7 protein-coding genes are annotated in these 7,009 nt (G+C 39.2%); 4 read left to right on the top strand and 3 right to left on the bottom strand.

The genetic code is table 11. From position 1 onward, the window contains the following. The first annotated feature begins 66 nt into the window (after window positions 1-66). The 4 genes from ACXJIN_RS04800 (at window position 67) to ACXJIN_RS04785 (ending at window position 3,104) form a co-directional block, all read left to right on the top strand. Complete coding sequence (locus ACXJIN_RS04800) at window positions 67-684, top strand: PEGA domain-containing protein (RefSeq protein WP_456399914.1); 618 nt, start codon at window positions 67-69, stop codon at window positions 682-684. 116 nt (window positions 685-800) lie between these two features. Continuing rightward, a complete protein-coding gene (locus ACXJIN_RS04795; RefSeq protein ID WP_456399912.1) occupies window positions 801-1,874 on the top strand; it encodes a tetratricopeptide repeat protein in 1,074 nt (357 codons plus the stop codon). After that, window positions 1,859-2,605, top strand: coding sequence for a prepilin peptidase (locus tag ACXJIN_RS04790; protein WP_456399910.1), 747 nt, complete (start codon window positions 1,859-1,861; stop codon window positions 2,603-2,605). Before ACXJIN_RS04795 ends, ACXJIN_RS04790 begins: the two co-directional genes overlap by 16 nt. Window positions 2,606-2,612: 7 nt before the next feature. Next, window positions 2,613-3,104, top strand: a complete 492-nt coding sequence (locus tag ACXJIN_RS04785) for an adenosine-specific kinase (protein ID WP_456399908.1) — start codon at window positions 2,613-2,615, stop codon at window positions 3,102-3,104. A gap of 4 nt (window positions 3,105-3,108) precedes the next feature. Here the strand turns inward: ACXJIN_RS04785 and ACXJIN_RS04780 are convergent, their stop codons facing one another. Genes ACXJIN_RS04780 through ACXJIN_RS04770 form a run of 3 tightly spaced genes read right to left on the bottom strand, consistent with a single transcriptional unit; the run spans window position 3,109 to window position 6,971 of the window. Continuing rightward, window positions 3,109-4,872 (bottom strand): DUF2207 family protein, encoded by a 1,764-nt coding sequence (locus tag ACXJIN_RS04780; protein ID WP_456399906.1) that lies wholly within the window; start codon window positions 4,870-4,872, stop codon window positions 3,109-3,111. Beyond that, window positions 4,869-6,419 carry a DNA repair protein RecN gene (locus tag ACXJIN_RS04775; RefSeq protein ID WP_456399904.1) on the bottom strand — a complete coding sequence of 517 codons (1,551 nt, stop codon included), beginning with the start codon at window positions 6,417-6,419 and terminating at the stop codon, window positions 4,869-4,871. Before ACXJIN_RS04775 ends, ACXJIN_RS04780 begins: the two co-directional genes overlap by 4 nt. Further along, window positions 6,420-6,971 carry a DUF2087 domain-containing protein gene (locus ACXJIN_RS04770; RefSeq protein WP_456399902.1) on the bottom strand — a complete coding sequence of 184 codons (552 nt, stop codon included), beginning with the start codon at window positions 6,969-6,971 and terminating at the stop codon, window positions 6,420-6,422. Window positions 6,972-7,009 lie beyond the last annotated feature (38 nt).

Genomic DNA, 7,009 nt, shown 5'->3' with positions numbered 1-7,009 from the left:
GACCTTTGGGTGAAGTGAAAAAAAGAAACCAAGGAAAGTTCAAAATACACGGGAAAAAAATGAAAGATGTACTTTTGGGAGGGAAACAATCCACTAAAAGCGAATGTTTACGTGGATGGTAACTACGTTGGAAATGGAACTCACATTGCAATGAAAGTTAAAAAAGGTTCTCACAAAATAGAAGCGAAAAAGAACGGCTATGAAGACTTTGAAAAAAACATCTATTCTCCAAAAGTTTCCTATATTTCCATTTCTATGATAAAGAAATTCAAGAGAAATGCGCTGTGGATTACTGGAGGATATTATCCATCATTTATTTCAAAACCATTTGGTTCTGACATAAGTTTACACTTCGGCGTTGGATATAGATTTTTTCTAGATAAAAATATTTTCATGGAATTTTCTAGAGGTGCCGATATTTGGCATTATGATACATCAACTATTAAAGATTTTGGAACATCTATCGGAATTGGATATGGAGATAACAACAGGGGAATATCCATTGGATTGTCATATTGGAATGTGAATTGGTGGTATGGTTCTGGCACAAAAGTATATTTTCATGCTTACATAACAATGAAATTCGGAAATTTTAGAATCGGACCTGATTTTGTTATGACCTTACCATACGATGGTGATGGAACTTTCTATATGGGATATATAGGTTTTACATATGAATTTTAATTGAGAAATAAAACCAAAAATATTCTCTCATTTTCTTTCGTCGATAAAATTTTGTGCTATAATCATAACGTCTAATTAAATGTGTCGCAACATTATTAAGGAGGCGAATACGCTTAATGAACAACCGCATACTTTTGATGGTAAAAAATAAAGAGGTTCCAATAGATGAACAAGATCCATTTTTCTTTATGATAAGAGACCTGCTTTACAATGGCACATGGGAAGTCTTCGCGGCGGACATGCATGAACACCCTGAACAGCTCGAAAGAATTCACAAGCTAAAAGAATTGGAAAGTGAGGTTGGTGGTGTTTCTGGCTCACTTTTCTTGCCCATCTCCGTTGAGGAGATGGAAGTTTACTTCGATGAAATTGGATTGAAGCCGTCCGAACTCTGGCATGGAGTACCGGACGGTTTTTATGAATTGGCACAGGACAAAGCCGAAAATGAAAGTCTGGATGAAGCTATAAAGTTACTGAATTTGGTAATAGAAAATTGGCCAGATTACGCTAAAGCGTACGAATTGAAGGGTTCTTTTTTAACCGAAAAGGGATTATTAGAAGAGGGAGTGGAATTTTTACTTCACGCGATTAAATTAGATCCAACCTTGGTAGAAGCATACGCGGAATTAGGGCAAACCTATTACAGCCTTGAAGACTATGAAAAGGCTATCGAGTACTGGAAAAAAGAATTGGAATACACTCCACACGACAAATTCGCGTATTTTATGATTGCTGACGCTTACCAGAAGATGGGAAAATTGGGAAGCGCATTGGAAGCGTTGAAGAAATTTGCTGATGATGATAAGAAGAATCTGCTTGTAAGATATGAGATTATGGAACTTTACGAAAAACTTGGTGACTACGACAGCGCAAAAGAATACGAAGATGAAATTCTTAAATCAACTCCATATTATCCCAGTGATATAGAACCATGGGCGAAAGTTCTTTTCAAGAATGGAAAGTATGACGAAGTCGTTAGGGTTGTCGAAGATCATATCAAGAAATACCCAATAGACAGCCATTTCAAGCTGTTGTTGGTAATTCCTTATGTCAAGCTTGGAAAGTACGATGAAGCGAAAAAAATACTTGAAGAGTTCAAGCATCAAAAAGATTGGTATCTCTATGGCAAAAAAGAGCTCTTCGAATCTAATTTGAATGAGGAAGAAATGTCCCTGTGTGGGATAAGATAATATATTTGCCCGTTGCCATCGCTGTGGGACTGGCAATGGGCAGTTTTTACAACGTCTTGATATATCGCCTTCCAAGAAAGATTTCGTTGGTAAATCCAGCGCACTCTTTTTGCCCCGTATGCCATCATCAGTTGGCGTGGAAAGATAATATCCCTATTTTAAGTTATATAATTTTAAAAGGGAAATGTCGTTATTGTGGCGCACACATCCCGTTGCGCTATCTAATTGTGGAAAGCTTAACCGCAAGTGCGTTTGTAACAGCAGTTTACCTTTCGAAAGATTTATTACAAATTATTTCTCTGTGGTTGCTGTACTCAGGTGCCATTGTGGCTTCCGCGATAGATTTTGAATACATGCTTATACCAGATTCCGCTGTTGTGATCACGGCAATAGGTGGCGTAATATGGGCGGCGCAATCTTCTCATTTTTTACTCTCTATTGAAACGGCCGCTGGAGCTTTCGCCTTATTCCTTTTAATATATCTGCTCTCACGTGGAGGAATGGGCTTTGGCGATGTTGAATTTTTTGGAGCGCTTGCGCTTTTCTTAACGCCATTTTCGGCGGTTTTCGCGATTTTAATAGCATCCTTAGTCGCTCTTATTTGGGCAGTTCCGCAACTTCTATCTCACAAGGCCAACAAAAAAACCAAGATGCCATTTGGACCTTTTTTGGCCATTGGAACAGCGGTGGCAATGTTTTTGAATTTCAGCACATTTATGTTCAAGGGGTGATAACGGTATGGACGTCAAATTTGAAGTGGTTCAGCTTGAAATTCCGGAAGGTTCAAATATCGTAGTCGGACAGACACATTTCATAAAAACGATAGAAGATCTTTACGAAGTGATGGCGACTTCTTCACCAAGTGCAAAATTCGGCATAGCGTTCAATGAAGCTTCAGGGCCTTGCCTTATAAGGCATGATGGCAATGACGAAGCGCTTGAAAAACAAGCAATAGAAAATGCGAAAAGAATAGGGGCAGGTCACGTTTTCGTCATGCTCATGAAGGAAATTTACCCGATAAGCGTTTTGAACTCCGTTAAGCTAACCCAGGAGATATGCACCATCTACGCCGCCACGGCTAACCCTCTTCAGGCTATCGTGGCCGTGACGGAACAAGGGCGCGGCATCATAGGCGTGGTTGATGGCTTCCCTCCAAAAGGTGTGGAAGGCGAAAAAGATATCAAAGACAGAAAATCGCTTTTGCGTGATGTCATAAGATATAAGAGATGAACTGTTAGAATCCACCTCTTCCACCGCCACCGAATCCGCCACCAACGCCTCCGCCAAAACCACCAGAAGATCCGTTGTTTGATTGAACGGCGTTAGTGGTCGCATACATTGGCAGTCTGTAAATAGATGAATACCAGTACATATCTATCCAAGCTGGATAAAGGGGAGAGGATTCAACGATTTTCGGATCTATTTCCTTTATGGCTCGCGTAACTTTTTTGGCAACGCCAAGGGCTGTGCCGTATATGAGGTATTTATCCCATAGCACCACCGATTCCGGTGGTTTTTCTTTTATAAGAGAATAGTCCGTTAGGTATTTTTCAAAATTCTTCCATCGTAGATAGTATTCTCTCCCATTCTTCGTCCATTTTCCAAAGATGTCTTTTGGAAGCACTAACATTATCCACGCTACCGTCCAATCGACGAATGCAAACCACGCGGAATATTGAGCGATCATCGGATACGCTTTTGTGGAGGCAATATAGGCCAAAAAGGACAGTGGTATTATAATTAGGGCAAAAACCGCCAAAATCTTTGCGATGGTATTTCCAGAAGTAACTATGTAATCCCTCTCTTCTACTTTCAAATAAACTTGATTTTTCCAATTTGTATATGCAGATAAGAATTCTTTTGAAAAAACTATGTTTCCCTTCATCGAATCTCTCAAGCTTTCAGGATCGAAAATACCTTCAGCTGAGTAAGGTTTTATGACGAGTTTTAAAAGAAGGTTTTCACTTTCATCCAGCGGTTTTTTCCCTTCACTTATCTTAAAAGCGCTCTTACCAACAAATTTCAAATATCCCTTTTCAACAAGACTCAGAATAGTGGCGGCAAAGGCGTCACCATCTGGATCGGAAACTATTCTTTTCACGATGGAATTCACCACAGCTGGCGGATCATCATAGGGCAAGTCTCTTTCATATTCAGAGTCTAACTTAATCCGCGGTTCTCTTCCAAAAAAGTAAAATGAAGCAAGAGGAATTATCCCTGCCAGGACCAGCAAAACTATCCAGACAATCCACGTCATCCTCGCATTTGACACGTAAGATTTTTCAATCTTCAAAATGTCCGAATAATTCTTATTTATAGTCGAAGCGTACAAAGTTTTCATTTTAGGAAAGATGAACCTAACTTCCGCGTAAGCGTTAGGTGGGAAGTTCACGTACATTATAACATATTCATTTTTGCTATGGCTGACAACGTGAGGAACGTCTATTGGATGAACGAAGATGTTTTTAACCTTGAAATTCGGTGGAAACTTGTAAACAACCGTTAGATTGTGAACCCATGAAGGTGTGTTATCCCCCCAGAATTTGTGGAAAAATTGTGAGAAGCCTTCTCCATTTTGAAAAGCGTTGTAAATATCGTAGGAAAGATTCATCTCAACTTTATCTCCGCCGGCTTTTGGAACGTTGTAACCTCTGTTTAGATATATTCTCAGATCAAATCCTCGTGGCGTTACGCTTCCCGTTTTTTTCAATATTTTCGCACCTTTAACAGACACCTTGAAATTTTCAAGTGTGACTCCTTTCGGAAGCATCATATGAGGAGCTAAACCATGATACGCCTTTTTAAAAGTGTAAAATTCATGTTCTTGAATATGGGCAACGCCTTGAGGATCTAGAACAACTTCTATTAAGGCTTTATCGACGTTCAAAACGGATTTAGAGACCGCAAAATAGCCATTGGCGTACATGACAAGAAATATCCCAAGTCCAATTGCAAGGGCGGCTATCAACACACGTAAAAATATTCCCGCTTTGTTCATTTTTTGACTCCTTTCGGGATTTTGCCGAACATCTCCTTTATCTCTTCTTTTCTCATCTTGCCGTCGAGTTCCCTTATAACCGAATAAGTTTTTCCGTCTTTTACATGTTTTTCCACTTTAAAATGTTTGTCAGCAATGGCCGCTATTTGCGGCATATGAGTGATAACTATGAGTTGAGTATCTTTTGAAATCTCTTTGAGTTTTTCAGCCACCACGTCAGCCGTTCTCACTCCCACGCCTGATGCAACTTCATCAAAGACAACCGTCTCAACCGGGAGCTTTCTTCCAAGCGCCGCTTCCAATGCCAAGTAAAATCTTGCCATTTCCCCACCAGAGGCTATTTTTGAAAGAGAAACAGAACCCAACCCCGGGTTCATGGTTCCAATAAATTCAATAGAATCAATGCCATTTTCTCCAAAATCCGTTTTTGTATGAAGAAACTCAACTTTTGCATCTTTCATCCCCAGATCGTGAAGATTCTTCTCCGTGTTATCCAGCAACTTTTTCGCCGCCTCTTTCCGCAACTCTCTTATGTTTGTGGCAAGTGGCGTCATTTCGTCTTTGAGTTCTTTTAACCTTTTTTTCGCTTTTTTTAAAACACGGGCTTTCTCACTTAACTGTATCATGTGCGATTGAAGCTCTTCGAATCTTTTTCGAACATCCTCAAAAGTCGGTCCATACCTTCTTCTAATTCTTTCAATATCCTCTATTTTTCTTTCAAGCTCTACAACTCTTTCTTCATTTACATCCTGTTCCATTCCATAGTTTTCTATTTCTTTTTCCAATTCCATTATCTCATCTTCTATTGTTTGAGCATTTTCAAGGAAAACCTCTGCTTTTTCATCAAGTGTACGGAGACTTTTCGCCTTTCTTACCAGATTCGTTATCGAATCTTCAAGCCCACCTTCCCCACTTATGAAATAAAGCATTTCCTGAACGTTTTGGATTATCTGTTGCGCATTGGATAGGCGTTTGTATTCAGAAAGCATCTCCTCGTACTCCTCATCACTTATTAAGGCTCGTTCTATTCTTTCAACGTCTTTTTCAATTTCTTTTATTTCTTCTTCTATTTTTGAAAGTTCTTCCCTTTGAAGCGTTTTTTCTATTTGAACGTACTCTTGAAAAAGTTTTCTGTAAGAACTCAGAATTCCATTTATTTTCGGTTCAAACAAATCCACAAAACTCATGTGAGTCTTTGGATCGCGCAAAATACCAGCTGCACCCTGAGAGTGTATGACAAGTTGGGATTCGATAAAGTGCCTTAACTGGGCAATGGTAACCAGTGAACCATTTATTTTCGCGCTCGTACGAGATGGAGAGAATTTGACAGAAACTATTTTTTCCCCATTATCTGTTTCGAAAAGACCTTCAACTTCACTTTTTTCCATAAGTGTGGAAGGCCTTTCACCATACAAAGCGCGCAAAGCAGAAAGGAAAAGAGATTTTCCCGCACCTGTTTCTCCCGTTACAACGTTTAATCCTTTAGAGAATTCGAGGCTTATCTCGTTAAAAAGCACGAAATTCTTTACGTGTATTTCCGCTAACATTCACATACCCCTTTTATAGCTCGAACCATCCTTTGTTCTTTTTATAAAACCATAATCCACAAGATACCTTCTTATGGCTATGTAATCATCATAAATTGGCGCCAAAATGGCGTTCACTTCACTTTCGTTGTACAATTGCCCTTTCTTGAATTCTCGTGAAATTTCTTTTAAAACGTAAAATTTGAAGGAATATTTTGAGGGCATCGTTTTGAGAGAGCCATCTTCGTTGAAAAATCTCCTTTTCACTTCTTCTTGCCATATTCTCCCTAATGCCTTTGCGTCTTGGTTGAAGATCTTGTTTTTGTATTTTGCCGGAATGAGTTCTAAAAGCTGCGTGTGTTTCCTTATCTTCCCATTTTCCATGAACTCCTCTGTTTTCTCCACCACGGCTTTTCCAATTCCTTTTATCCCACTAAGATTTTCAACATTCAATCCGATTTTTTCTATCATTTCAGCTGCAAAACGATAAGTGCGAGCTTTAAAAGGCTCTCCAAGGAAATCCTCCATATCTGCCATTTCTTTGAAAATTTTTGCAAGCTCCAACTTTTTCATGTATTTTTCACTCTCCGAAGCGATTATAACACCGAAGA

The organism is Mesoaciditoga sp., from assembly GCF_054006115.1.
Note: the sequence above shows the minus strand (reverse complement) of the source record. Positions and strands in the feature narration are given on the sequence as shown.